Origin of the sequence: Microbacterium sp. ProA8, assembly GCF_039905635.1 — a bacterium.
GTDB classification, from domain to species: Bacteria; Actinomycetota; Actinomycetes; order Actinomycetales; family Microbacteriaceae; genus Microbacterium; species Microbacterium chionoecetis.
In genome coordinates, this window is record NZ_CP157000.1 from 500382 (window position 1) to 526922 (window position 26541).

Consider the following 26541-nt stretch of genomic DNA (forward strand, 5'->3'; position numbering starts at 1 on the left):
CTGTCGACCACGCCGTCACGTGCGGCCCGGTGGCAGTGCTGACTCTTACGGACTTCGATCGGCCGGCAAAGCGATGTCCCGGCGAATGGAACATGAGGTGGGAGCTCCCCGCGGGAGCCTCACCGCTGAATGGAACGATCCGCCCACGTCGGCCCATGGTGCCATACGCTCGTGGCCGACTCTCGCCGCGACGATGATGCAGGGAGGGGCGACGTGACCGCATCGACACCGCCACCGGTTCGCATGGGCGTGGTCGGCGCCGGGTTCATGGGGCGCCAGCACATCGCATACATCCGTGCCGCGCCGGGCGCCGTGTTGACGGCGGTCGCCGACCCCGCCGTGCAGCCGGCGGAGCTCGGATGCCCCACGTATCGGTCGATGGCGGAGATGCTGGATGCCGAGCAGCTCGACGCGGTGATCATCGCCAACCCCAACCCGCTGCATGTCGAGACGGCGGTCGAAGGCCTCGAGGCGGGCGTCGCGGTTCTTCTCGAGAAGCCGGTCGCCACCTCGTACGCGCAGTCGCGGCGGCTGGTGGACGCCGTCGAACGCCTGCAGGGACGTCTGCTCGTCGGTCATCACCGGCGTCATCACCCGGCGATCGCGCGGGCGCGCGCCGCGATCCGCGACGGGGAGCTCGGGAAGGTCGTCGCCGTGAACGGCATGTGGTCCGCGCGGAAGGAACCCGAGTACTTCACCGAGGCGCCGTGGCACAGCGAGCCGGGGGCGGGCGTCACCCTCATCAACGCCGTGCACGATCTGGACCTCCTGCGGCACCTGTGCGGGGAGGTCGCGGAGATCCAGGCGATGCACGGCTCGCACGCCCGCGGGCTCGACGTGGAGGACACGGTCTCGATGAGCCTCCGCTTCGAGAGCGGTGCCCTGGGCAGTCTGATCGCCTCCGACGCCGGCGTCTCGCCGTGGGGCTGGGACCAGGCCACGGAAGAATCGCCCGCCTTCCCGTTCCTCCCCGACGAAGTCGCCTACCGCATCGTCGGCACGCGCGCGGCGCTGTCGGTGCCGAACCTCGCGATGTACGCCTATGCACCGTCGGTGCCGGCGGATTGGCACTCGCCGCTCTCGCGCACCTACCTCCCGTACGCGCCGCGCGGATCCTTCCCCGCGCAGCTCGACCACTTCGTCGAGGTCGCCCGAGGCGCGGCGGCGCCCCTGGTGTCGGCGGACGATGCGTCGCGCACCCTCGCCCTGGTCGAAGCGGCGTCGCTCGCGGCGCGCACCGGCCGAACCGTGGACGTCGCGCGCTTCTCGTCCGATGCGGCGGAGCCGGCGGCGGGCGGTGAGCGGACCGATGACGGCACGGCATGAGCACCGGTTCGACGCGATCGTCGTCGGGGGAGGCCTCGCGGGTCTGGCGGCCACGCGGCGTCTGGCCGAGGCCGGACTGCACGTCGCACTCGTCGAGAAGCGGGACCGGCTCGGGGGCAGTTCGGCGCTGAGCGGAGGATGGTTCGCGCTGTCGGACACGCCGGTGCAGCGACGAGCGGGGGTCGAGGACTCCGACGACGTCTTCCTGGCCGACATGCTCGAGACCGGCGGCGGCTTCGCCGACCCGCTGCTGCTGCGGGGGCTCGTCGCCCACCAGGCGCACGCGGTGGCGGCGATCGACAAGGCGGATGCGTGGACCGACGAACTCAAGGTCAGCGCCGGCATGACGATCGCTCGCGCGCACCTGATCCGCATCCGCGGACTGCTCGCGTCGCTCGAGCGCGACGCCGTCGCGGCGGGGGCGGCGCTCCTTCTCGGCCGGCCCGCCGACGCACTGGTCAAGGAGGGCACGCGGGTGAACGGCATCCGCTCAGAGGGGGAGGTGTTCGCCGCAGATGCGGGGGTCGTCCTCACCACCGGCGGATTCTCACGCTCGCGCGAGCTGCTCGACCTGTTCGTACCGGATCAGGCGCCGGCCATGCCGTACGGCGGCGTGGGCAGCACCGGCGACGGGCTTCGCATGGCATGGATGCTGGGTGCCGGCCTCGCTGACGTCGGCCACGTCGCAGGGACCTACGGCCAGCACGCCGAGGCGACGGACGACGAGCACGAGCTGCTCACCGCGAACTACCTCGGCGCGATCCTCGTGAACGCGCTCGGCGCACGCTTCACCGACGAGTCGGAGTCGTACAAGGTGCTCGGCTCCGCGGTGCTGAACCAGCCGCGCCGGATGGCGTTCCAGATCTTCGACGCCCGGGTGCGGGCACTGTCGAAGCCGGGCGTGCCCCTGTCGGACATGGAGCGGATCGAAGAGCTCGGACACCTGGTGAACGCACCGACACTCGCCGAGCTCGGACGTCGGCTGGAGCTGCCGCCGGGCGCGCTCGAAGGCACTGTGGAGCAATACAACGAGAGCGTGGCCGGCCGGACCGCGGATGCCTTCGGCCGGACCGGTCTCGTGAACGGCGTCGGTGCGCTGCTGCCGGTCGCCCGGGCGCCCTTCTACGCGTATCCCGCCGTGACGGCCATGACCTCGACCTACGGCGGTCTGCGCGTTGCGCCCGACACCACGGTGGTGCGGGTCGACGGCAGTCGGATCGAGGGCCTCTCCGCCGCGGGAGAGGTCGTCGGCGGATTCCACGGCGCGTCCTACATGACGGGGACGGCGCTCACCAAGGCGCTCGTCTTCGGCGTCGTGGCCGCCGACACCATCACCGGCGGCGCGCGCCTGACCACCTGACCGTTCAGCCGGTCAGCCGGTCGGCTGCGCGGATCGCCAGCTCATACCCGTACACGCCCGCACCGGCGATCACCGTGCGCGCGACCTTCGAGGTGATCGAGTGACGGTGGTCGGCGTCGCGGGCGTGGATGTTGGTGATGTGCACCTCGACGACGGGCGTCGACAGCATGTGCAGCGCGTCGAGCAGCGACACCGAGCCGAAGCTGAGGCCGGCCGGATTGATCACGACGGTCGCCTGCTGGCGGAAGGCCTCGTGCACCCACTCGACGAGCTCGTGCTCGGCGTTGGACTGCGCGAAGAAGAGCTCGAACCCGAGCTCACGCGCGACCCGCTCGCAGTCCGCGCGCACCTCGTCGAGGGTCTGGGTGCCGTAGACCTCCGGCTCGCGCACGCCGAGCATGTTGAGGTTCGGGCCGTTCAGCACGAAGAGCTTTCTCGTCATGGAGGACTCCTTCCGCCCCGTGAGGCCCTCGATGCCCCCGCGTGGTCGTCGCGGGGGCACCGGGAGCCGGGGCGCTTCTACAGGCCGAGCAGCGTCGGCAGGAACGTGACGATCACCGGGAACAGCGTCAGCAGCAGCAGGACCGTTCCCAGCGGGATCAGGAACGGCAGGATGCCGCGGAACAGCTCGCCCATGGGTCTGCGGGTGATCGACCCGACGACGAAGAGGACGGCACCGACCGGTGGTGTCAGCGAGCCGATCATGAGGTTGAGGATCATCAGCACGCCCAGCTGCACCGGATCGATGCCGAACTGGGCGACGATCGGCATCAGGATCGGCACGAGCACGAGGATCACCGGCGGCGCCTCGAGCGGGATGCCGAGCAGGATCAGCAGCACGTTGAGCATCAGCAGGAACACGATCGGGTTGTCGGTGAACCCCGTGAGCCACTCGCCCAGCGCCCGCGAGACCTGCTCGCGAGCCAGCACCTGGCCCATGAGATTCGACGCGCCGAGGATGAGGAGGATCCCGCCGGAGATGACGACCGTCTCCTTGGCCGACTTCCAGAACACCCGCCACGTCAGCGTGCGGTAGATCACACCGAGAAGCAGCATGTACACCGCGGCGATGCCGGCGCTCTCCGTGGCCGTGAACAGTCCGCTGAAGATGCCGCCGAGGATGATCACCGGGAGCAGTGCGGGCCCGATGACGCGCACGGCGGCTTTGCCCAGCATCCCCCCGTCGAACGGGCGCCCCACGGCGACGTCCGGATGCCGCCGCACCCAGAAGAAGATGTAGGTCGCCAGGCCGACAGCCATGAGCATGGCGGGGATGATGGAGCCCGCGAACAGCGCCCCCGTGGAGATCGACGCGGTCGCGGCGAAGAGGACGGCCGGGATGCTCGGCGGCATGACGGTGCTCATCAGTGAGCCCGATGCCGTGAGCCCCGCGGAGAACCCGTACGGATAGCCGGCCTTCAGCATCTGGGGGATCTGCACCTTGCTCGTCGAGGCGGCGTCGGCGAGAGCGGAGCCGCTGATCCACGAGAAGCCGATGGCGGTGCCGAGATTGACGTAGGCGAGGTTGCCGGGCAGCCGCGGCAGGAGCGCCCGCGCCAGGTCGTACAGGCGCGTCGCGATGCCGAGGTTGTTGGCGACCGTGCCGACGAAGATGAACAGCGGCACGGCGAGCAGCGGGAAGCTGTTGATGCCGTTGACGATCGACGAGATCGCGTACCCCGCTGACAGCCCCTGGCTGTAGAAGTAGAGCATGCTCGATGCGATCATCGCGAACGCGACCGGCACCCGCAGCAGCAGGAAGACGACGAACAGCAGGATGTAGAGCCAGAGATCCACGATCAGCCCTCCATCTCGCCGATGTCGAGCTTGCGCTCGGGGCGGTTCGCGTAGGGGATCTTGAACGACGAGTGGATCGCGGCAGAGACGAAGCCGACGAGCGCGAAGATGTACAGCATGCCGAGCGGCACGTGCATCGCGGCACTCAGCCGGCCCCACTCGATGTCGATCTTCACCCAGGCCTCGTAGGCGAGCGCCAGGCTGGTGACGACCATGATGACCGCCGAGATCACGCGCAGTGCGACGAACAGCCGGGTGCCGGCCAGCATCTCGTCGAACATCTCGAGCACGATGTGGCCGTTGCGTCCCACGAGGTAGCCGGTGGTGATGAACGTCAGCGCGATCATCGACAGCAGGGCGAGCTCGCCGGCGCCCACCCAGCTGACCGCGGGGAAGTACCGGCCGAGCACCTGGTACATGACGCCGAAGATGATGAAGGCGAACAGCGTGACGCCGATCGTGATCTCGATGCCCGAGAGCACCCTGATGAACACCGGGTCGGGCGGGACGCCCTGGTTGAGCTTCGGCGTCGTGTAGTAGGTGTTCGTGTGCGGAAAGATCGACTCGCCCACCCCGGGCTCGTGCGCGGCTTCCGCAGCCTTCTCGGGCTCGGTGCGGCCGCTCTCCTCGGGTTCGGGTCCCGGGTCCTTGTCGGTCATGGCGCCACCGCCAGGGTGTCAGGGTGCATTGCCAACCTCTCTGTTGATGCCGGGCCGCGCGCGCATCGCCGCCCCTGCGACTCTGGTCTGCAGGCGGGAGCGTGCAAAGGAGAGTTTCGCCGAATGGGACACCGACCGCACGCGCAGATCCGCCCCCGTCGTGGGGGACGGGGACGGATCGGCGTGGTGGGTCGGCGTCGTCTCGCGGCCCGCGGAGGAGCCGCTGCGAGAACCGCTACTTGACCACGGTGACCGTCGCGGTGGACGAGAGCTGCTCCTGGACCCCCGCGGCGTTGAGGACGTTCGCCCTCACGGTCAATGTCACCTCCCCCGTGGGCACGTTGTGGTCGACCGCGTCGGCGTCGAACCGGACGATGATGCGGTTCTTGTTCGCCGTGACGTCCGACGCCTCGATCGGCGACGACGTCAGCGGGGCGATCAGCACCGCACCGCCGTCGTAGGTGTAGCCGGCCGGCAGTTCGAAGTGCGCCGAGACCTGGCCCTGCACCCCGGTGAACAGTCCGGTCTCCGAGCCGAGCTGCAGGGTTCCCGGCGTGAACCTCAGCGCACCCGGCTGATCCTGCGGCACGAGGTACACCTCGATCTTGCCGGTCGGGCGCGGGTCGGTGCAGTCGTTGAAGAAGTACTCACCGGCACGGTCGAACGTGTGCTGGTAGGTCTCTCCGGGCTGCAGCTTCGCGTTGAACTCGCCCTCGAAGAACTGCGTCGCGCAGTGCGGCTTCTGGTTGGGGAAGTTCGGGAACGTCTCGGCCCCGGGGTTGCGGAAGGTCACGGTCGTGCCGACCGGCACCCGCAGGTGGGTGGGCTGCATGCCGTTGGTCGACACGCTGTCGCGTGCGGCAGCCGTGTCCGCCGTGCGGCTCGACCGCGCCAGCAGCACCGTGTCGCCCACCGTGGACCCCTCGACGGCCGCGCCGCCCACGGGCCGGCGGATGGTCAGCGGCGCCGTGTCGGGCCCCTCCTGGCTTCCGGACTCCGTCGTGTACTCGCCGCCGAGCTTGAAGGCCCAGAGCGAGTCGCCCTGCGTCACGGATCCGCCGTACGGGTTGGTCGAGCCCGCCGCGAACACGGCGACGTACTGCTCGCCGTCGACCTCGTAGGTGACGGGAGCCGCCGCGATGCCGGACCCCGTCTGGAAGTCCCAGAGCACGTCGCCCGTGACGGCGTCCATCGCCAGCACCCTGCCGTCGATCTGGCCGACGAACAGCAGATCGGATGCCGTGGTCAGCGGTCCCTGGCCGTGTGACATGTCCGTGCCGAGGTGGTTCTGCCACGCGACTTCGCCGGTCGACGCGTCGTACGCCAGGATGCCGCCCGTCTGGTACTGACCGATGGCTCGCAGCCCGTTCGCCGAAGCGCCGTTGTAGTGCGCGACCGGGTTGGTGCCGTAGGGGAAGTACACGAGGTTCGTGCTGTGGCTGTACGAGTGGTTCGACCAGTCGCCGCCGCCGTTCTGGCTGGTGGTCGACAGGATCGGCACGTTCCACTGCGGGTCGTACATGCAGCCCAGACGATGGTCGGACGGATAGCCCTCGGGATACGTCAGGTAGGGCTCGTCGACCGCGACGTAGCTGTCGGGGTTGAAGACGAGGTTGCCCTCGGCGTCCGGCTGGTAGCCGTTGTAGTTGGGCACGCCGCGCCAGGGATTTCCGGGGATGTTGGCGGGGTCCAGCTTCTCCCAGACCAGGCATTCCGGCAGCAGCCGGGTGGCGGGGAACGGCTGGGTCGGGGAGTGGCTCTGGCGGGAGTCGGTGATCATCGCCTTCTCGGTCACGGGAAGCACGGGCTCGCCGTTGGTGCGGTCGAGCACGAACTGGTGGCCCGACTTGCTGCCGTAGAAGACGACCTTCCTCTCCTCACCGTCGACCACGATGTCGGCCAGCGTCGGCGGGTGGACGTTGTCCATATCCCAGACGTCGTGATGGATCGACTGGTAGTGCCACTTGTACGCACCCGTCATCGCGTCCACCGCGACCATGGTGCTCGAGAACAGGTTGTCGCCGGGTCGAAGCGATCCGTCCTGCGACGACGTGCAGCTGCGGGCGTTGCCGAAGGTCATGTAGTACATGCCGAGCTCCGGGTCCACGGCTCCGTGCATCCACGACGTGGCGCCGCCCTCTTCGGAGCAATCGGTGCCGTCTGGAAGCACCGGTCCCCAGGTCTCGGACGGGTCGAACGTGATGCCGTCGACGCCGGTGTACTGCTGGCCGCGCGGCGGTCCGCCGAAGAAGTGCCAGAGGTACGATCCGTCGCTCGCGTCCAGCGCGACCACGGCGCCGCGGTCGCCGTCCGCCGCGTGCGCGTAGACGATCCCGTTGTAGTAGACGGTCGCGACCTTGCCGACGCGTCCGAGGTCCTCACCGTCGGCGCCGGTGGGCTGCGCCGCCCACACCTCCGCGCCGGTGGCCTGGTCCAGCGCGACGACGCGGTTGCCGCCCGCCAGCGTGAAGATCTTGCCGTCGCCGGCCGAGACACCGCGGCGCGTGCCCGACAGCCCGTAGACGGTGTTCTCCCACTTCCAGACTGGCTCGCCGCTCGCCCCGTCGACGGCGATCACCCCGCCGCTCGGGGTGTCGAGGTAGATGACGCCGTCGACCACGATCGGGGTCGTCTGCTGCCCGGTGTCGTCGCTGGCCGGCGCAACAGCCGACACGTGCGTGCGCCACGTCGGCGCGAGATCCTCGAGGTTCTCTCGCGTGATCTGCGTGAGGCCGGAGTAGTGCTGGTTGCCGAGGTTGCCCCCGACCGTGGGCATGTCGGCACCGGTGGGTTCGAGACCTGTCAGCCCTGCCGGCGGGACCGGCTCGGCCGGTCTGGTCACTCCGTAGGCGGGTGACGCCGCGATCGCGAGCACTGCCACGAGTGCCCCGATTCCCGCAGCTGCCACCCTCGTGGTCAGTCGTTTGCGCATCCCTTGCTCCTTGATCGTCTTCGATCCGGCGCCGGGTGGCGCGTGCCCGCCGGCGCCCCTGTGGGGAATGCCGTCCGGCTCCCGACTCTGGGGATCGGCCGCACCGGCCGGCGCTCGGACGCTAACGCCGGGCCGAGGAGGCGGCAACCGTGCGACCCATCGAGTGGTACAACCCTCCGCTCGGTTCGGGTGCGAGGCCCCGGGCCTTCGGGGCCTTTCTGCCCAGTGGGACACGCGTTGTCTGGGGCTGCGCCGTCTGCGTACCATGCGGCGTCGGCATCAATGCCCATGGACGGAGTTGTCATGGCCGCTTCAGCACCCTCATCCCTGTCGCCCGAGCAGCAGGCGGAGCTTGATGAGGTCTTCGAACGGGCGCGAGCGGCGCTCGCCGTCATCGAGACCTACGATCAGGAACGCGTCGATCGCCTGATCCGTGCCGTCGCGTGGGCGGTCGCGAACCGCTCGTCGTTCCACCGGCTGGTGGAGATGGGCATCGAGGAGTCCGGCCTCGGCGACTTCGACAGCCGCATGAACAAGCGGATGAAGATCCGCGGCGTCCTCCGTGACGCGCTGCGCAGTCCCTCGGTGGGCATCATCGAGGAGGACCGCGAGAAGGGGCTCGTCAAGTACGGCAAGCCCGTCGGCGTGATCGGCTGCGTCGTCCCGACGACGAACCCCGACCTCACGCCCGCCGGCAACGCGATCTATGCGATCAAGGCGCGCGACGTCGTGGTGTTCTCGCCGCACCCGCGTTCGAAGCACACGACGTTCGAGACGGTCCGGCTGATGCGCGAGGCGCTCGAGGCGGAGGGCGCTCCCGCCGACATCCTGCAGTGCATCACGCTGCCGAGCCTCGCCGCCTCGCAGGAGATCATGCGCCGCTCCGACCTCGTCATCGCCACCGGTGGACAGGGCCTGGTCCGCGCGGCGTACAGCTCGGGTACCCCGGCGTACGGCGTGGGCGCGGGCAATGCTACGGAGTTCGTGGACGAGACCGCCGACCTCCGTGAGACCGCGCGCAACTGCATGCTCTCGAAGACGTCGGACTTCGGCTCGGGCTGTTCGGCCGACGGCAACGTGCTGGTGCCCGCGTCCAGATACCGCGAGATGCTCGAGGCGCTCCAGGCCGAAGGCGGGTATCTGGCGACCACCGGGCAGCGGGCTGCGCTGCAAGCGGTGATGTGGGATGCCGAGGGGCACCGGCTCGCAGACACGGTGGCGATCTCGCCTCAGCAGCTCGCGCGGGCCGCGGGATTCGACATGCCGTCCGAGAGCAGGTTCATCGTGGTCGAGGGCGATGGGATCGCCGAGGACCGGCAGTTCTGCAAAGAGAAGCTGACCACCCTGATGGCGGTCCACGCGTACGACGGCGGCTTCGAGGAGGGTGTCGAACTCGCCAAGCGGCTCTACGAGATCGGCGGCAAGGGCCACTCGTGCGGCATCGCCTCGACCGACGATGCGCACATCGACTACTTCGCACGGCACATGCCCGTCTCGCGCATCATGGTGCGGCAGCCGAACTCGAAGGCGAACGCCGGGTCGTTCACGAACGGGATGCCGATGACCTCGTCGATGGGATGCGGCACGTGGGGCGGCAACATCACGTCCGAGAACGTCTCGCTCCGTCACTACCTGAACACGACGTGGGTCTCGCGCACGATCGCGGAGGACCGGCCCACCGACGAGGAGCTGTTCGGCGAGTTCTACGATCCCGCGCTGGAATCGGCCGACGCCGCGGCGGCCCGGCCATGAGCGCCGCCGAAGACCGCGGCACGGCGGCCCAGCCTGGCGACGGGACGTCGGGCGACGGGACGTCGGCCGAGGCGCTCGTCGACGAGGCGCGTCGATGGTGGCAGACCGACATCATCGACATCCGTCCCGGCGAGATCGCCCTGCGCGGCTACCCGATCGAACAGCTCATCGGCAACGTGGGCTTCGTCGAGACCATCTGGCTCATGCTGCGCGGGGAGCTGCCCTCGCGGGCGCAGGCGACACTGCTGGAGTCGGCCCTGGTGGCCTCCGTCGACCACGGGCCGCAGGCCCCGTCCATCGCGATCGCCCGGATGGCAACGACGTGCGGCGTGCCGGTGAACGGCGCCATGGCCTCGGCGATCAACGTGCTCGACGACATCCACGGCGGTCCGGGGCAGCAGTGCATGGAGCTGTACCTCGAGGTCGACGCGGAGTGCGAGCAGGGGCGCGACCTCGATGACGCCGTCCGCCTCGTCCTGCAGCGCCGGCGGGACGCGGGCGTCACCTACATCCCCGGCTTCGGGCACCGGTTCCATCCGCTCGACCCGCGCACCCCGCGGCTGCTGTCGCTGGTCGACGCCGCCGCGGCGGACGGCACGGTCAGCGGGCGGTTCGCAACGATCGGGCGCGCCGTCGAGGCCGCCATCGGTGCCGGAAAGCCCCGGCCCATCCCCATGAACGTCGACGGAGTGACCGCCGTCATCTACTGCGAGCTCGGCTTCACCCCCGAGCTCGGGCGCGGCGTGTTCATCCTCGCCCGCTCGGTCGGCATCCTGGCGCACGCCAGCGAGCAGATGGTCCAGGGCGGCCGCATCAAGGGACCGCTGCCCAAATCCATCGGATACACCTACACGGGCCCCGAGCGCCGATCGGTCGCGGGCGCCGGCGACGAGAGAAGGAGCACGTCATGAAGGACCTGGTCTCGAACCAGATCGTTCGCTACCTGGAGGCACGCGATGTCGAGCATGTCTTCGGGCTCTGCGGCCACACGAACATCGCGCTGCTGGCAGCGCTCGAGAAGAGCGAACAGATCTCCTTCGTGAACGTGCGGCACGAGCAGATCGCGGCGCACGCGGCGGACGGCTACGCGCGGGCGGCCCGTCGCACGGGAGTCGTGCTCACTCATCTGGGTCCCGGTCTCACGAACGCGACCACAGGGGTGGCGAACGCCGCCCTCGACTCGATTCCGATGGTGGTCATCGCGGGCGACATCCCGACCCACTACTTCGGCAAGCACCCGCATCAGGAGATCAACCTCCACGCCGATGCGTCGCAGTACGAGATCTACCGGCCCTTCGTGAAGCGTGCGTGGCGCGTCGATCAGCCCCACCTCATCGCCGAGGTGCTCGACAAGGCGTTCACTCTCGCCGAGAGCGGGCGCCCCGGCCCCGTGCTCGTCGACGTGCCGATGGACGTCTTCTCGGCCGAGGTCGACGTCGCGCTGTTCGACAGGGTGGTCGGCAATACCCGCGCGCTGGTGAAGCCAGGCCTCGACGAGGCGGTCGCCGAGCGGATCGTGCAGAACCTGCTGGATGCCGAGCGCCCGGTGCTGTACGTCGGTGGCGGCATCGTCGCCGCCGGCGCGGCACCCGAACTCGCCGAATTCGCCGGGCTGCTCTCCCTTCCCGTCGCCCACAGCCTGATGGGCAAGGGCGCAGTGCCCGACGACAGCCCGCTGGTGCTCGGGATGACGGGGTTCTGGGGAACGGCGTTCACCAACGAGACCACCCGGACGGCGGACTGGATCCTCGCGCTCGGGACGCGGTTCGCGGAAGCGGACTCGAGCTCCTGGTATTCCGAGTACACCTTCGACATCCCGGGCACGAAGCTCATGCAGATCGACGTCGATCCGGCCGAGCTGGGGCGCAACTACCCGCTCGAGATCGGCGCGCTGGCCGATCTCAAGTCGGCGCTGGGGATGCTGCTGCGGGTGGCCCGCCGCCTGGCTCCCGACGGCGTGCGCCGCACCGAGCTCCTGGCGCAGATCGCGGCGAACCGCGCGACGCTGAAGCTCCAGAACGCCGACGCGCAGGCATCCGGAGCGTGGCCGATGCGGCCCGAGCGGATCCTCTCCGAGACGCGGGAGGTGCTCCCGGCCGATGCGATCATCACCACGGACGTCGGCTGGAACAAGAACGGGGTGGGGCAGCAGTTCGACATCCTCACGCCCGGCAGCTTCCTCACCCCCGGGGGCTTCGCGACCATGGGCTTCGGCGGGCCGGCCGCGGTCGGCGCCAAGATGGCCTGCCCCGACCGCGTCGTGGTCTCGCTCGTGGGCGACGGCGGCTTCGGGCAGAATCCGGCGGTGCTCTCGACCGCCCGCGAGCAGGGTGTCGCGGTGGTCTGGGTCGTGATGAACAACAACGCCTTCGGCACGATCGCCGGCCTCGAGAAGGCGGCGTTCGACACGACGTACGGCACTGTGTTCGGCAGTGCCGACGACCCGCTGTACACCGACTTCGCCGCGATCGCCGAGGCCTACGGGGTCACCGGCATCAAGGTCGAGTCGGCGGCGGAGTTCAAGCCCGCCCTCGAGCGGGCGATCGCGCTCGAGCGCCCCGTCGTGATCGACGTGTCGATGGTCAACGTGCCGACGCCCACCACGGGTCACTGGAACATCCTCGACATCTACGCGCCCGGCGAGACCGTGGAGCACGTCGCCACCCCCTGACCCGTCGCCCTCGGCGACGAACCGATTCGTGAGGCGGTCCGATGATGTACACCGCACGTCGATCATGAGCGCGGCGCAGCGCGTGCTGGACGTGTCGATCTCGACCGTGTGCCTGTCGGGCACGCTCGAGGACAAGCTCCGCGCCGCGGCCGCGGCCGGGTTCTCGGGTGTCGAGCTGCTGGAGTACGACCTCATCATGTCGACGTGGTCTCCCGGGCGGGTGGCCCGGGAGGCCGCGGATCTCGGGCTCTCCCTCGAGGTGTATCAGCCGTTCCACGTCGAGACGGTCGCGCCGGACCGCTTCGGCGCCGCCCTCCGCCGCGCCGAGCGCAAGTTCGAGCTGCTCTCCGAACTCGGGGCCGGCGTGCTGGTGTGCTGCTCGTCGAGGACCGACGACGGCGTCGATGACGACGGTCTGACGGCGGAGCAGCTGCACGCCCTGGCCGAGCGGGCCGCAGAGAGCGGCGTGCGCCTGGCATATGAGGCGGTGCCATGGGGCCGGGTTCGCACCTACGAGCACGCGTGGCGTCTCATCGAGCAGGTCGACCACCCCGCACTCGGGCTCTGCCTCGACAGCTTCCATGTGCTCTCGGCCGCCAACGACGCGAACGCCGTGTCGCGGGTGCGCGGCGACAAGGTCTTCCACGTCCAGCTGGCGGACGCCCCCCGTCTCGACATGGACGTCCGCGAGTGGAGCCTCCACTACCGGATGTTCCCCGGTCAGGGCGCACTCGATGTCGCCGGCTTCCTCGGCCTTCTGCTGTCGATGGGCTACTCCGGGCCCCTCGCGATCGAGGTCTTCAACGACATCTATCAGCAGGAGGATCCCCGGCACGCCGCCATCGATGCGATGCGCTCGATGCGGGCGCTGGCCGAGGCGGTGGCCGCGCGCGACCCCGACGATGCGCCCGCTCCGCTCGCCGGTGGCGAGCTGCCTCCGGCTCCTCGTCTCGAGGGCTTCGCGTTCGCCGAACTCGCGGTGGACGAGGTCTCGGGGCCGCTCGTCTCGCGGGCCCTCACCGGCCTCGGCTTCGCGCACGTCGGGCAGCACCGCTCCAAGCCGGTGCAGCTGTGGCAGCAGGGCGACGCCCGTGTGCTCCTCAACTCCGCGCCGGAGCGATCGATCGACCCGGCCAGTGCGGCGATCTGCGCACTGGCGGTGCAGACGGCCGATGCGGCCGCGTCGATGCGGCGGGCCGAGAGCCTGCTGGCGCCGAAGCTCGCCCGTCGCCGGGCGCCGGACGAGATCGATCTCGCGTCGGTGGCCACGCCCGACGGCACCGCGCTGTTCTTCTGCGACGCCACCGGGAGCACGCCCTGGATCGAAGATTTCGCCCCGATCGAGGCCCCGACCGGGGCGGCAGAGGCCGACGACGCGTCACCGCTCCTGACCCGTATCGACCATGTATCGGTCACCGAGTCCATCGACGACTTCGACCAGTCCGCGCTCTTCTTCCACTCCGTGCTGGGCCTCGTACCGCGACCGCTGACGGAGATCACCGCCCCCTTCGGGCTCATCCGCACCTGGTCCGCCAGCGGTCCCGACGGCTGCGTCCGCGTGGCGCTCAGCACGAACCCGCTCCGGCGGGGTGACTGGTCGCCGGGTGTCACGAGCCCGCAGCTGGTGGCCTTCGCCACCGATGATGCGATCGCCTGCGCGAGGGCGATGCGCGAGCGCCGGGCGCCTCTCCTCGAGATGCCCGCGAACTACTACGACGACCTCGAAGCACGGCTCGCGCTGCCCGCCGAGTTCGTCGCGGCGCTGTGCGAGAACTCGATCCTCTATGACCGCGACGCGCAGGGTGAGTTCCTGCACTTCTTCACGGAGATGCTCGGCTCGCGGGTCTTCTTCCAGGTGGTGCAGCGGATCGACGGCTACGACGGCTTCGGCGACCCGCGCAGTGTCGCTCTGCGCATGGCCGCGCATCGCCGGCAGCGCATGCGCACACTGGCGAGCGACCCGATCGAGCCCGCATCCGGGCACCGTCACGACTACTCGCTGGCCCACCTCACGGCGTTGAGTCTGTCACCGCCGGAACTGGTGGATGCCGCGGCCGCCGCCGGCTACCGCTACGTCGGCCTGCGCATGACCAAGGTGACCCCGCAGGAGCCCCACTACCCGCTGGCGTACGACCCGGCGCTGATGCGCAGGACGAAGACGCATCTTGCGGCGACCGGGGTGGAGGTGCTCGACATCGAGCTCGCCCGCATCACCTCGGGCGACAGCCCCCGCGACTATCTGCGCTTCCTCGAGGCCGGTGCGGAACTCGGCGCGCGCCACGTCATCGCCCAGCTGCCCGACTCGGACTTCGCCCGCAAGACGGACCGCTTCTCGGAGCTCTGTCAGCTGGCGCTTCCTCTCGGCCTCACGATCGACCTCGAGTTCCCGTCATGGACGGAGACGCCCGACCTCGGGGAGGCGACGCGGGTGCTGCGAGCGGCGGATCAGCCGAATGCGGGCCTGCTCATCGACCTGCTGCACTTCGCCCGCTCCCGATCGAGTGTGGAGGATCTGCGGGATCTTCCGCCCGAGTGGTTCCACTACGCGCACGTGTGCGATGCCCCCGCGGAGATGCCGGCGACCACCGAAGGGCTGATCCACACCGCCCGCTTCGAGAGGCTCTTCCCGGGCGAAGGAGGCATCGACATGCTCGGCATCCTCGATGCCCTGCCGGCCGGCCTTCCGTTCGCGCTCGAGATTCCGCGGGCGACGCTCGTCGCGCAGGTCGGCGGCAAGGAGCACGCCCGCCTCGCGATCGCGGCCGCTCGCCGCCACCTCGACGCCGCGCACGCCGTCACGGGATCCGCCTGATCATCGCCCGCGGACGAACGGGCGTGTGACCTGCGGCGGCGGACTGCAGGAGCCTCGTTCAGTCGTCCGCTTCGCTGGGCTGAGCCGACTTCCGCCGCTCCAGCTGCCAGTGGATCTCGTGCGTCGTGGGGTGTCGCCACTCGCGGAGCCGGTACTCGAAGCCGGGCAGCAGGACGATCGGGATGGGGTCGGGTGAGGCGGGAGCGACGGCGCCCACCACGATCTTCGCGTCCGCGGGGATGAACGGCGACTGGGCGGGGATCGGCGCGGTCAGGATCTCGACGGGGTCTCCATACGGGCGCGGCATAGGACCAGACCGTAGCACAGGCGCGTTCCCTATCGAGTGCCATTGACTATTGGGTCTCGCATAGCTACGTGATAGAGTGACATGCAGTGAACCGATGGGACATTGCCGGGAATTCTTTCCTATCGCCTCACTCCGCGATATGGCCCGACCCCCGCGATCAGCGGCGCACCCGACGCCCCGCACGACGGAGCTGTCGGATCGGGCTTCGACTCCGAGGACGAATCATGGGAACGATGTACTACGGCGGGTCCGCGATGCCCATCCGCATCGCCGATCGCGCGCTCGCCCACCTGAAGGTCGTCGTCGCCACCAAGCTGCGGCGAAGTGAGAGCTTCACCGTGTCGTGGCAGCACGCAGACGACGAGCCCCCGGGACGATCGACGCTGTGGGTGCATCCCTCGATCGCGCTGCGCTTCGTGTTCGAAGACCCCCAGCCTCCGCAGTTGAATCGTGCCTGGATAGAAGAGCTCGCCAAGTCGGCGAACGCCACGGGAGGCATCGCGCTCGGCGCTGAGGACCTCGGCTGACACACCCGTCGCAGAGGATTTTCGCGCGATCCCGGCATCGAGGAGGCGGCCTTCGGCGCGATCTGCGGCGCCAGGGTCTCAGACCGTGGGATACGGTGCCTGAACGGGGACGACTTCGCGCCGTCTGACGCCCGCACCCCGGATGGGAGACGCCATGGACGACCTCAGGTTCACGAGCCGGGCCACCTCGCTGCTCGTGCTGCACGCCGGCCCCGGGTTCATCATCCCGAATGCGTGGGACGCCGGGTCCGCCCGCATCCTCGAGCAGGTGGGGTTCCCCGCGATCGCGACCACGAGTGCGGGCATCGCCTGGGCGTGCGGCGTCCCCGACGGCAACGCGCTGGATCCCGACACCATGTTCGAGCGCCTCGCCGAGATCGTCGCCGCGGTCGGCGTGCCGGTCAGCGCCGACCTCGAGGCGGGCTACGGCGACACGCCGGCCGAGGTCGGCCGCACCGTGGCGCGGGCGGCGGGGCTGGGGATCGCGGGGGCGAACATCGAGGACGCCCAGGACGGCCGGCTCTTCGGCATCGAGGAGGCGGTGCAGCGGCTGGCGGCGGCGCGGGCCGCGGCGCGGCCCGGCACCTTCGTGCTGAACGCTCGCACCGACACCTACCTCGGCACTGTCGCCGGCGACCCCTTCGAGGAGACCGTCGAGCGTGCCCGCCGATACGTCAGCGCCGGCGCGGACTGCATCTTCGTCCCGGGGGTGAACGACGAGGAGACCATCCGGCGCCTCGCGGACGCCATCCCCGCACCCCTCAACGTCGTCGCCGGGCTCGCCTCGAACGTCATCCCGGCGCACACGCTGTTCGGGCTCGGAGTGTCACGGGTGAGCGTCGGTGGCAGCATCGCCCGCGCCGCGCTCAGCCTCGTCGAGCGGGCCGGACGCGAACTGAAGGAGTCCGGCACGCTCGGCTTCCTCGACGGCGCCCTCGGCTATGCCGAGATACAGGGTCGCTTCGGCGCGTGACGCCTCGGCCCCTGAGCCGCCTTGGTCCCTGAGCTTGTCGAAGGGCGCTTCGACAGGCTCAGCGACCGGCGCGCCGCTTCGGCGCCTGAGCCGAGCGGGTCCCGACTATCGTCCGGCGCGGTCCCGCTGTCGCGCCCGGCGACCGCCGCCGTCCGGCGTCGCATCGCTCTGCTGCACCGCACCGCGCTGCTCCGCTTCCAACCGCTCGGCCTCCTCGCCACCGATGGCCTCGCCACGGGCGACGAGCCCGGCGACGTCCGACAGCGGGATCTCCTTGAGGAACAGCGCCAGGATGAACGCCGCGGCGATGAACGGCACCAGGTACCAGAACACCGGAGCGAGGGCGTCGGCGTAGGCGTCCACGACTCCGGTGCGCACCGCGTCGGGCAGCGTGCTCAGCACCGACGGGTCGATGGTCGAGGTCGCCTCGCCGGCCTGCTCGGGGCTGGCTCCGGCATCCGTGAACACCTTCGTCAGGTTCTCGGTGAGGCGCGTGGTGAACAGCGTGCCGAACACCGCGATGCCCAGCGCGGCGCCGACCTCGCGGAAGTAGTTGTTCGTCGAGGTGGCGGTGCCGAGGTCGGAGGCGGGTACGGCGTTCTGGACGACGAGCACGACGACCTGCATGATGCAGCCGAGGCCGACGCCGAAGAGGAACAGGTAGGTGCAGATCAGCCAGATCGCCGTCGACGCGGTGAGCGTGGTCATCAGCACCATGGCGACGCCGACGATGACCGTGCCGACGATCGGGAAGATCTTGTACTTGCCCGTCTTCGTGATCAGCAGACCCGAGGCGATCGACGTCCCCATGACGCCGATCATCATCGGCAGCATGAGAAGACCGGATACCGCAGCCGATGTGCCCGACGACATCTGCAGGAACGTCGGCACGAAGCCGAGCGCGGCGAACATGCCGATGCCGATCGCCATGCCGATCGCGGTGGCGTTGACGAAGATCGGGTTGCGGAACATCGACAGCGGCATGATCGGGTCGGCCGCACGCGACTCGGTGAAGACGAACAGGCCCGCCGAGGCGACGAGACCCGCGCCCCAGGCCCACGTCGCCGTCGATTCCCAGCCGTGGTCGGCCGAACCGCCGAAGTCGGTGAAGAAGATGAGGCAGGTCGTCGCTGCCGTCAGGAAGAGCACGCCGAGCCAGTCGATGGGCTTCTCGGCCTTCTTGTTCGGCAGCTTCAGGGCGAACACGGCGACGAAGAACGCCGCGATGCCGATCGGGATGTTGATGTAGAACGCCCACTGCCACGTGAGGTGGTCGACGAAGAAGCCGCCGAGGAGCGGGCCGGCGACGGCCGCCAGCCCGAAGATGCCGCCGAGCGGGCCGAGGTACTTGCCGCGCTGATCGGCGGGCACGATGTCGGCGATGATCGCCTGCGACAGGATCATGAGCCCGCCGCCGCCGAGGCCCTGGATCGCGCGGAAGACGACGAACATCCAGAAGTCGGTCGCGAAGGCGCAGCCCACCGACGCGAGCGTGAAGATCGCGATCGCCACCATGAACAGCCGGCGCCGGCCGAGCACGTCGCCGAATTTGCCGTAGATCGGCATGACGATCGTGGTCGCGAGGATGTACGCGGTCGTGATCCAGACCTGGTGCGAGACACCGCCCAGCTCGCCCACGATCGTGGGCATCGCGGTCGAGACGATGGTCTGGTCGAGGCTCGACAGGAGCATGCCCGCGATCAGCGCGGAGAAGATGATCCAGATGCGGCGCTGCGTGAGCAGGAAGGGCGCGTCGCCACCGGGCGTGACGGTGGGGATCGTGGCGGTCGTCATTCGGGGGTTCCCATCAGTGCGTTCTGTGTGGCGAAGAGGCTGCGCGCCGCGGCGACGCGCCTCTCGAAGATCTCGATGAAGGTGTCGTCGTTGCCGGGCTTCAGGAACTCGCCGGCCGCGGAACGCACCAATGCGCCGACGAGGTGAGAGGCGACCTGCGCGCGCAGATCGCCCGACGGCAGGTTCTCGCGCTGCTCGATGAGCCGCGCGTCGAACTGCTCGCTCTCGGCGCCGAGCTCGAGCATGCGGGCGAGCAGGCGGGGCTCCTTCTCGACAGCCCGGAACAGGTCATGCACCGTGTCGGGCGCGATGTCGAGGGCGCGCCAGCGCTCCTCGGCGAGCAGGGCGAGTTCGGTGAGCAGGTTGGGCGAGAGCCCGGGGCCGTCGGAGCCGCGGGCGAGGAAGCGGGCGATGGCGGCGGCATCCGATCGCTCGAGGGGGACGCCCAGCACCGCGTCGTCCTTCGAAGCGAAGTAGTTGAAGAACGTGCGCCGGGAGACCGCAGCCTCGGCGCAGAGGTCCTCGACGGTGAACCCGGCCAGACCGCGCTCGGCGGTGAAGCGGCGAGCAGCGCGGATGAGGGTGCGCGTGGTCTCGGAGCGGCGGCGCTCGCGCAAGCCATCTGCACTATCGGTCACATCATGCAGTTTTGCACTCTAGGCCGCTGTGTGCAAATTCTCCATGCTCAGGTGACTCTGCGCACCGTCGATTCGCGGGGCAGCAGCTCGGGCAGTAGATGCACGCGCTGCACCGGACGCCGGCCCCCCTCGCTCAGCCGCGCGACCATCGTCTCGACGGCGAGCCGGCCGACGTGCTGCTTGGGCGGGCGGAGTGCGGTGATCGCGGGCTCGGCGCTCTCGGCCACCTCGTCGTCGTACGCGATGATCGCGAGGTCGTCGGGGATCGACCAGCCGTGGTCGCGGGCGTACTGCTCCAGCAGCACCGCCTGGGGGTCGTTGTGGATGAGCAGGGCGGTGGTCGCTGTCTCGCGGCACCGTCCGAGAAGGTCGGCGATGAGCGCCTCTCGTGCGACGCCGTCGAGGGCGTCGAGCGTCGCATCGACGTCGACGAGGCACTCGAGGCCGAGCGCCTCCACGGCGCGATCCCATCCGCGACGCAGCTGCCACGAGGTGGGGGAGCCCGCGGAAGTCAGGATGCCGACGCGCCGGTGCCCGAGCGAGGCCAGGTGGTCGGCGGCCAGCGAGCCGCCGAAGACGTGGTCGGTGGTGACCCACTCGAGCTTCGTGAGGGCGAGGGCGGACGGCACGCGGCGCTCGGCGAGCACCACGGGGATCGGCAGCGCTTCGAGCCAGTGCAGCAGCGCCCGACCGTCGGCTCCGAGCGTCTCGGGCGCCACGATGAGTCCGTGCAGGCTCCCCGATTCGACGAGCGATGAGATCTGGCGCCGCTGATCGTCGACCGAATAGCTCGCGCCGCGGAGGATGAGCTGCACGCCGAGCTCCGTGGCGGCGGCGCGCGCGCCGATGATGATGTGCGGCCAGTAGTAGCTGAGCGACGGCACGACCATGCCCACCCGGAAGCGGATCGGCGCACCGGTGGCCGACGCGGGCACCGTCGTGTCGAGCCGGCTGCGCAGCGTGGCGCCGCCGTGGACGCGGGTGACGAGGCCCCGGTCGGCGAGGTGGCCGATGTCGCGGCGGATGGTGAGCTCCGACACCCGCAGCTCCCGCGCGAGGTCGGCGACCCGGACCGAACCGGTTCGGCGCAGCTCGTCGAGGATGTGCTCGCGGCGCGAGAGGCCGAAGGCAGGCGGGTCTGTGGGCGGCTCCATGATCGGCTCAGCGTACAACTGTGTTCGATTCGCTTCAACCATGAACGAGTCTGTTCGATTGGCTTCCGGCATCCGTGGATTTCGATGGAGGATCTCGCTGCGGGCACGGAGTCGTGCCCTTTTCGTGCGTCGAAGCCGGCCCTGGTTCGCGAGCGCACGTGGAAGCCCAGGGAACGGAGACTGCGATGTCGCAGGCAGGGACACCTCGTCCGAAGGACGCTCAGAAGCCACCGCGCAGAATGAGGATCGCGCTGACGGCGGCCTTGACCGCCGCGGTGATCGCGGCCCCGCTCGCGGTGCCCACCATGGCGCAGGCGGCCGTGACCGATCCGGTCGTCGTCACCGTCAACGGCGCCGATGTCGCCGCCGCAGCGCAGAACCGGAACGGGCTCACGTTCAAGGGCTTCGGCGTGCTGTCGGCGAACTCGACGAGTGCGCTGCTGCTCGACTATAAGTCGCAGCATCCCGAGAAGTACTGGGAGCTGATCGAGACGCTCTTCGGCGGCGACCACCCGATCATGAACACCGTCAAGATCGAGATGGGCAACGACCGCAACACCTCGACCGGCCCGAACGCGTCCACCATGCGCTCGCGCGACGAGTACCCCAACGTGCTCCGCGAGCCGGGCTTCCAGCTCGCCGCCGACGCGCAGCTCGTCGCCCACGGCGACATCCACGTCAGCATCCTCCGGTGGAACCGCCCGGCGTGGGTGGCGAACGATGCCGACCAGTACATCTGGTTCAAGAACACCGTCATCGCGGCGTACCGCGAGTTCGGCGTGATGGTCGACTCGATCAACCCCGACACCAACGAGACCAGCAACCCGAACATCCCGCTCTACAAGACCTTCTCAGGGTGGGTCGCGAACGACGCCGCGGGGTACGAGGGCGCCAGCGCTGCCGACCCGAACAACGGGTTCGCGTCGGAGGAGGAGAAGAGCCTCTTCCACGCCATCCGCACCGTCGCCGCCGACACCGTCGGCACGCCGCCGGTCTCGTTCGGCAACGCGATGACCTCCCCCACCGATTCGTCGCTGCGCGACGCCGTCGACGTGGTCGGGTTCCACTACTCCAGCGCCGACGACAGCGCCGGCAACATGAAGAAGATCGCCGAGCAGCTCGACCAGGAGGTCTGGAACTCGGAGGGCCAGTCGACGTTCTCGAGCTCGGCCGACCGCCCGAACAACAACGCGAGCAACGAGCAGGGCGGCTTCGGCACGCAGTTCGGCGGCACGAACAGCGCGCTCGAGATGGGCAACTGGGTCACGACCGGCTTCTCGGCCTCGCGGCGCACCCTCAACATCTTCCAGCCGGCGATCGGCTCGTTCTACGACGGGTTCCAGTACTCGTCGAAGGAGCTCGTCAACGCGCGCGACCCGTGGTCGGGCTGGATGTACTACGACGGCGGCCTCGCCGTCATCGAGCAGTTCACGCAGTTCGCGAAACTCGGGTGGGAGAACGCCGACAACACGGCGGGAATCTGGCGGGCCATCCCGCAGGCCTCGAAGAGCGAGCTCGGCACCGGCAACCCGCCGAGTGGCGCGCGCGCGGGCGGGGCGTCGTACACGACGCTGGCCGCCCCCGACGCCTCGGACTTCTCGACGGTCGTCATCAACGACTCGAGCTTCACCAAGACCTATCGCATCGTCCCGAACGGGCTGAACCTCGGCGCAGACCAGACGGCAGAGCTGTGGGAGACCCGCGCTGCCGACGACGGCGAGTCCTACGACGCGAACTACCTGAAGCCGGTCGGCGAGCTCGCTCCCGCGGCTGACGGCTCGTACACCGTCACGGTCAAGCCGTGGTCGGCGCTCACGTTCACCACGCTCGACCACGCGACCGCAGGGGCGGGCGGCGAGCTCACCGCGAAGGACGGCTACGGCAGCTCGCTGCCGACGTCGAAGGAGTACACCGACCCCGAGGGCGGCCGCGATGTGCTCGACACGGACGCGAGCGGAAACGTCAACGGCGTGACCGACGACGCGTTCCTCTACGCCGACGACTTCGACTACGCCGAAGCCGGCACCATCAAGGGCTACGACCCGGCGACGGGGCAGCTCGTCGACACCGGCGAGACGTTCCTCGGCAGCCGCGGCGCCGAGACGAAGCCCGACGGCACGCCGACGACCCAGAACGAGGACCTCGGCGCGACCCCGCGCTACACGAACGACACGAACGGCGCGTTCGAGTCGGTGGCGACGGCGTCTTCCGGTGGAGCAGGGGATGCCGCCCACGACCGCGTGCTGCGCCAGCAGGTGGGCCCCGGCATGGCCGGGGGCGCATGGAACGCCGGCGACCCCAAGACCACGATCGGCGACGCGCGCTGGGCGAACTACACGGTCTCGTCGGACGTGCTCTTCGAGGCGACCGGATCGCAGTACGCGACCATCGGCGCCCGTGAGCAGGGCGGCACGGCGAACGGTCAGAGCGTCTCGGCGGCCGAGCTGCGGGTCGACCCGGCCGGTGCCTGGACGTTCATGCGCTACGGCGCCACGCTGTCGAGCGGCAGCGTCGCCGGCACCCCGGCCGCCGCCTTCAAGACCGGCGCCGGCGTCTGGAACAACATCGCGGTGAAGGTCGCCGGCAACGTCTACACGGCGCTCATCAACGGTGTGCAGGTCGCGACGTACACGGATGCCGCACCGCAGGCCGCCGGCCGGATCCAGCTGGGCTCGAGCTTCAACTTCGTGCAGTTCGACAACCTGAAGATCGAGACCGTGCCCGGCTACACGCCGTACTACGCGACGATCATCGACGGCATGCACCAGACCAGCTGGGACGACCGCTCGGTCCCGGTGCTGAAGTTCGATGCGAGCTGGAGCCACGTCAACGGCCAGGGCATGTTCGAGTGGCAGCGGACGGCATCGAAGAGCACCGCCAAGGGCGCGGCGATGACGTACTCGTTCACCGGCACCGGCCTCGACATCATCGGCACGAACAACGGAGCGACGACCCTCGACGTCATCGTCGACGGCGTGACGGTCGCGGCGGCCGCCCCGACGTTCGCGGCGGGCAGCGAGAAGACGACGTTCATCCTCCGCGGGCTGAACGACGCCGCGCACACCGTCGTCATCAGGACGGCGAACGATGCGTCGATCAACGTCGACGCGGTGGGCGTGATCACCGCGACCGCGGACTCCACCGCGGTGGACACGGCGGCGCTCGCCGCAGCCATCGACACCGTGAAGGGTCTCGACGAGAGCGAGTACAGCGCCGAGACGTGGGCGGTGTTCGCGGCGGTGCTCGCCGGCGCGGAGTCGGCCGTCTCCGACCCGGTGGCGTACGGCCTCGACACCGAGGGCTCGGCGGCGCTCGCCGCTCGCCTGACGGCGGCGGCCGACGGACTGACGCCCAAGGACGTCAGCGCCGACGTGATCAACCTCGGCGTCGTGTCGATCACCTCGACCGACCGCGCGCTGCCGGCTGAGCTCTCCCTCGCCGGTGTGGAGGCCAAGGTCACCTGGAGCCTCGGCTCCGTCGCCGCCGCCAAGACGACGGCCGAGCTCGGCACGTTCGCGGCGACCGGCCGCTCGACCGAGAAGCTCTCGTCGGGGGTGTACCAGCGCTTCAGCGCCACGGTGCTCGTCGTGCCGGCCGACCTGGAGTACTTCATCGACTCGGGCGCCTCGGGTGCCCCGGACGGATCGGTCTACGCCGCGGCCGCGGCATCCTTCCCGGAGCTGCTCAACGACACGAGCGACCAGAAGTGGGACGGGGCAGCGGCCGGCGAGACCTGGGGCTACTCCACCACCGCCACGACGCTCGCTGCCGGCAACCCGCAGGACTGGGGCTCGTCGTACGTCGGCGCGGACTTCAACAAGCCGATCACCTACCACCTGACGCTGCCCGCCGGCTCGTACAACATCGTGGGCGTGCAGGCGCCGCGTGCGGGTCTGACGACCAACGTCTATTCCAAGGTGAAGGTCGCCGGCACCGAGACCACGAAGACCGCCGTGTCGACGGGCTCGGCGACGCCGGTCGCGCAGAGGCTCACGATCGATGCGGACGCCGTGGTGGACCTCGAGTTCGGCACGACGGGCACGAGCGGCTACAACGCCCGCCTCGCGCTGGTCTACGTGCAGAGCCTGCCGCGCGACCTCGGGGTGCAGGGTGCCCTGGGTGTCGACGACGAGCTGCCCGAGACGGTCGTCGTCGCGGGCACCGAGCGGGCCGTGGAGTGGGATGCCGCATCCGCCGCGCAGCCGCGCGCCGAGTACGCCAAGCTCACCGTCACCGGTCGCCTGACCGACACCGATCAGGCTGTCGTCGCGGGCTTCGAGATCGTCCCTCCGGCGCTGGTGTACTACATCGACGCGGGTACGAGCGGTGCGGCCTCGCCGCAGTACACCGCGGTCGCCGGGTCGGTGGCCCTGCGCAACGACAAGGTCGACCAGGTCTCGACGGCCGCCGACCAGTGGGGTCACATCGCCGACGGCATGAAGACGAAGAGCACCACCGACATCAACGACAAGTACTCGACGGGTCTCTACCAGGACACGACGAAGCTCGTCTACCGGCTGCCGCTCGACGCGGGCACCTACACCCTCACCGGCGGGTTCACCGAGTGGTGGGGCGTGAACCGCGCGATGTACCAGACGGTGTCGGTCGCAGGAACCGAGCTCGCGAAGGGCACCGTGCCGCTGTCGGGCTCGAACACGCCGATCGCCGCTCCGCTCACCTTCACGCTCACGGCCCCGGCCACCGTCGACTACCTCGTGACCAACGAGGGCGCCGGCAGCGAGAAGCCGGTCATCTCGTGGCTCGCGGTCGCAGACCAGACGCTGCCGGGCGCCCCGCAGAACGCGACGGCCACGCCTGCCGGCGACACCTCGATCACGGTCTCGTGGGATGCCTCGGCCCTCACCGGACCAGGATTCACCGGGTATCGCGTGTATGAGGCCGGCGGCACCGACCCGGTGTGCGAGACGAGCGGCACGACCTGCACCGTGAAGGCGCTGGAGCTCGGCACGACGCACGCGTACGAGGTCGCGGGCGTGAACCAGATCGGTGAGGGCGAGCGGTCGGCGGCGACGGCATCCGTCACCCTGCCGGAGGTCCCTTCGGACGACGGCGCGAAGACGGCTCCGGGCAAGGGGGCGCTCTCGTCGAACGACGGCTGGGACACCGGCCTCAAGGACGGCACCTTCCAGGTCACGATGAACCTGTGGTGGGGTGAGAACGGCTCGCTGTTCAAGCTCTACCGCGACGGCGAGCTCGTCGCCAAGGTGCCGCTCACGATGATGACGCCGGGCGCGCAGCGCGCCGTCGTCGATATCGAGGGCCTTGCCAACGGCACGTACGTGTTCACCGGCGAGCTGGTGAACTCGAAGGGGACCACGGCGACCGCGCCGCTCACCGTCAAGGTCACCGACGCGTCACCGGGCAAGCCCGTGCTCTCGGCCGACAACAAGGACGGCGACGGGAAGTACGTCGTCACCGCCGACCTGTGGTGGGGCACGAACGCCACCTCGTACCGGTTCCTCGAGAACGGCGCGGAGGTCGGAGCCGGTGCACTGACCGCGGCCTCGCCGGACGCGCAGCGCGCGACGCTGCCCGTCACCGGCAAGGCGAAGGGCACGTACACCTACACGGTGGAGTTCACGAACGCCGCCGGCACGACGGTGAGCGCGCCCCTCAAGGTGACGGTCTCCAAGTAGCCCTCACGAGCGGCGGGCGGGACACTCGGCGAGCGTCCCGCCCGCTTCGCTTGGTCGGCGCTTCGCTTGGTTGGCGCTTCGCCTGACGCCTCGTGTCGAGGATTCAGGAGAACCCGGCCCGTGGGTTGGTTGGCGCCGGTGGCGTTCGGCGTTTCTCCTGAATCCTCGACGAGTGCTGGCCG

General features: G+C 69.7%; 17 protein-coding genes. 9 read left to right on the top strand and 8 right to left on the bottom strand.

Annotated features, from left to right (window positions below; translation table 11 throughout):
• Positions 1–213 precede the first annotated feature (213 nt).
• Together ABG085_RS02270 and ABG085_RS02275 are read left to right on the top strand one after the other, a co-directional pair.
• Positions 214–1326 (top strand): Gfo/Idh/MocA family oxidoreductase, encoded by a 1113-nt coding sequence (locus tag ABG085_RS02270; RefSeq protein WP_347977827.1) that lies wholly within the window; start codon positions 214–216, stop codon positions 1324–1326.
• A complete protein-coding gene (locus ABG085_RS02275; RefSeq protein ID WP_347977828.1) occupies positions 1310–2686 on the top strand; it encodes an FAD-dependent oxidoreductase in 1377 nt (458 codons plus the stop codon). The genes ABG085_RS02270 and ABG085_RS02275 overlap by 17 nt, the downstream gene beginning before the upstream one ends.
• Before the next feature lie 4 nt (positions 2687–2690).
• Here ABG085_RS02275 and ABG085_RS02280 read toward each other — a convergent pair whose 3' ends face one another.
• The 4 genes from ABG085_RS02280 to ABG085_RS02295 form a co-directional block, all read right to left on the bottom strand.
• A complete protein-coding gene (locus ABG085_RS02280; protein WP_347977829.1) occupies positions 2691–3128 on the bottom strand; it encodes a type II 3-dehydroquinate dehydratase in 438 nt (145 codons plus the stop codon).
• Between the two features lie 77 nt (positions 3129–3205).
• Positions 3206–4483, bottom strand: a complete 1278-nt coding sequence (locus ABG085_RS02285) for a TRAP transporter large permease (RefSeq protein WP_347977830.1) — start codon at positions 4481–4483, stop codon at positions 3206–3208.
• A 2-nt stretch (positions 4484–4485) separates the two neighbouring features.
• Positions 4486–5142, bottom strand: a complete 657-nt coding sequence (locus tag ABG085_RS02290; RefSeq protein WP_347977831.1) for a TRAP transporter small permease — start codon at positions 5140–5142, stop codon at positions 4486–4488.
• Positions 5143–5377: 235 nt separating this feature from the next.
• A complete protein-coding gene (locus ABG085_RS02295) occupies positions 5378–8074 on the bottom strand; it encodes a PQQ-binding-like beta-propeller repeat protein (protein WP_347977832.1) in 2697 nt (898 codons plus the stop codon).
• A 303-nt stretch (positions 8075–8377) separates the two neighbouring features.
• On the opposite strand from ABG085_RS02295, the gene ABG085_RS02300 reads away from it, so the two are divergent.
• The 4 genes from ABG085_RS02300 to ABG085_RS02315 all read left to right on the top strand — a co-directional run bounded on the left by ABG085_RS02300 (position 8378) and on the right by ABG085_RS02315 (position 15309).
• On the top strand, positions 8378–9826 hold the full coding sequence (locus tag ABG085_RS02300) for an aldehyde dehydrogenase family protein (protein ID WP_347977833.1): 1449 nt from the start codon (positions 8378–8380) through the stop codon (positions 9824–9826).
• Entirely contained in the window at positions 9823–10737 is a 915-nt protein-coding gene (locus ABG085_RS02305) for a citryl-CoA lyase (protein WP_347977834.1), read from the top strand. Before ABG085_RS02300 ends, ABG085_RS02305 begins: the two co-directional genes overlap by 4 nt.
• The gene (locus ABG085_RS02310; protein WP_347977835.1) at positions 10734–12497 is read left to right on the top strand and encodes a thiamine pyrophosphate-binding protein; all 1764 of its coding nucleotides are present in this window, start codon (positions 10734–10736) and stop codon (positions 12495–12497) included. The genes ABG085_RS02305 and ABG085_RS02310 overlap by 4 nt, the downstream gene beginning before the upstream one ends.
• 64 nt (positions 12498–12561) lie before the next feature.
• Positions 12562–15309: a TIM barrel protein gene (locus ABG085_RS02315; protein WP_347977836.1), complete on the top strand. Its 2748-nt coding sequence runs from the start codon at positions 12562–12564 to the stop codon at positions 15307–15309.
• Positions 15310–15367: 58 nt separating this feature from the next.
• Here ABG085_RS02315 and ABG085_RS02320 read toward each other — a convergent pair whose 3' ends face one another.
• Positions 15368–15616, bottom strand: a complete 249-nt coding sequence (locus tag ABG085_RS02320; RefSeq protein WP_347977837.1) for a hypothetical protein — start codon at positions 15614–15616, stop codon at positions 15368–15370.
• A 224-nt stretch (positions 15617–15840) separates the two neighbouring features.
• Here ABG085_RS02320 and ABG085_RS02325 point away from each other — a divergent pair, with 224 nt between their 5' ends.
• On the top strand, positions 15841–16143 hold the full coding sequence (locus ABG085_RS02325; protein ID WP_347977838.1) for a hypothetical protein: 303 nt from the start codon (positions 15841–15843) through the stop codon (positions 16141–16143).
• 154 nt (positions 16144–16297) lie between these two features.
• Entirely contained in the window at positions 16298–17116 is an 819-nt protein-coding gene (locus ABG085_RS02330; RefSeq protein WP_347977839.1) for an isocitrate lyase/phosphoenolpyruvate mutase family protein, read from the top strand.
• 105 nt (positions 17117–17221) lie between these two features.
• On the opposite strand, the gene ABG085_RS02335 is transcribed toward ABG085_RS02330, so the two are convergent.
• From ABG085_RS02335 to ABG085_RS02345, 3 genes are read right to left on the bottom strand one after another with little or no spacing between them, the layout of a single operon-like run.
• Entirely contained in the window at positions 17222–18910 is a 1689-nt protein-coding gene (locus ABG085_RS02335; protein WP_347977840.1) for an MDR family MFS transporter, read from the bottom strand.
• Positions 18907–19548, bottom strand: a complete 642-nt coding sequence (locus ABG085_RS02340; protein ID WP_347977841.1) for a helix-turn-helix domain-containing protein — start codon at positions 19546–19548, stop codon at positions 18907–18909. Before ABG085_RS02340 ends, ABG085_RS02335 begins: the two co-directional genes overlap by 4 nt.
• Before the next feature lie 47 nt (positions 19549–19595).
• Positions 19596–20702 (bottom strand): substrate-binding domain-containing protein, encoded by a 1107-nt coding sequence (locus ABG085_RS02345; RefSeq protein ID WP_347977842.1) that lies wholly within the window; start codon positions 20700–20702, stop codon positions 19596–19598.
• Positions 20703–20941: 239 nt separating this feature from the next.
• Here ABG085_RS02345 and ABG085_RS02350 point away from each other — a divergent pair, with 239 nt between their 5' ends.
• The gene (locus ABG085_RS02350) at positions 20942–26359 is read left to right on the top strand and encodes a fibronectin type III domain-containing protein (protein WP_347977843.1); all 5418 of its coding nucleotides are present in this window, start codon (positions 20942–20944) and stop codon (positions 26357–26359) included.
• Positions 26360–26541: the final 182 nt, after the last annotated feature.